This is a genomic window from Komagataeibacter kakiaceti JCM 25156, from assembly GCF_000613305.1.
On sequence record NZ_BAIO01000607.1, the window covers coordinates 1 to 1,259 of the forward strand.

Consider the following 1,259-nt stretch of genomic DNA (forward strand, 5'->3'; position numbering starts at 1 on the left):
CCCCGCTGGCCAGCCGCCTTGGCTGCGGTCTGGTCATGCTGCGCAAGCCCGGCAAGCTGCCAGGGGAGACGGTATCCCACAGCTACGACCTGGAATACGGCTCCGATTCGCTGCACATCCAGGCCGATGCGATCCAGCCCGGCCAGCGCGTGGTGGTGATGGACGACCTGCTGGCCACGGGCGGTACGCTGGTGGCGTCCGTGTCGCTGCTGCGCAAGGTGGGGGCCGATGTGGTGGGCGCCGCGACCCTGATCGAACTGACGGATCTGGGTGGCCGCGCGCGGCTGGACATTCCGCTCAAGACCCTCGTCTCCTACGACGGGTAATACCGGGCCGGATATTCGCGGTATGCGGTACGGGCTACCTTCCATGCGGGCATCCGGGTGTTGGCCTGTTCGTACAGCCGGTATGCTGTACAACACTATGCATGGATCGTGTCTGGACAGGGGAGGCTGAATGCCGGGATGAAAGATCTTGAGCTTTCCCTGATCCGTTTTCAGGATCATATCCGCGCTTTCTTCACGCGCCTGTGGCCACCGGGCACCGCCCCACGGCAGGACCACCTGCGCTGGCTGTACGCGCCGGGCATTTTCACGTTCGGCTACGCGCTGCGCACCACCATCACGTCCCTCATCGCGCTGGGCATCGCCCTGTGGTGGGAACTGGGCAGCCCGCAATGGGCGGCGCTGACGGTATGGATGGTGGCGCAGGGCACGCGCGGCAAGAGCGTGGCCAAGGCGCGGTGGCACCTGTTCGGCATGGTGGTGGGCACGATCTGCGCCGTGACGCTGGTGGCGGCCTTTCCACAGGCCCCCATCATGTTCATCCTGATGCTGGCCGGGGGGATCGGGGCCTTCTGCTTCATCGGCACATTGCTGCCCGGCCCCGCCACCATGACCAACTACCGTATCCACGGCATGCGCGCGAGTGGCTTCACCTACGCCATCATCTCGCTCGACGGGATTGCCGACCCCCAGCACATCTTCATGACGGCCATGGCACGCGCGACCTATATCGTGCTGGGAATCGTGCTGGAATCCACCGTTTCCTCCCTGTTCCAGTTCCGGTTGCAGGAACGGGCGCAGGACCGTCTGGGCCATAACTTCCTGATCGCGATCGACGGCGCGGCGCAGACGCTTGCCTCCCTGCTGGCGGGCGACACGCAGGTCCTGCGCAAGGCGCGCGGCGTCTTCGCCAACATCACCACGCTGAGCGACCAGATCGAGTTCGCCGAAGTCGAGATGGGCGCAAATCGGGGG

General features: G+C 65.4%; 2 protein-coding genes. Both read left to right on the plus strand.

All coding sequences use genetic code 11. From position 1 onward, the window contains the following. A partial coding sequence (locus JCM25156_RS17080; RefSeq protein WP_025814104.1) for an adenine phosphoribosyltransferase occupies nucleotides 1-326 on the plus strand: 326 nt, incomplete at its 5' end. 138 nt (nucleotides 327-464) lie between these two features. After that, nucleotides 465-1,259, plus strand: a 795-nt coding sequence (locus tag JCM25156_RS17085; protein WP_025814105.1) for an FUSC family protein, incomplete at its 3' end; no start/stop codon positions are given.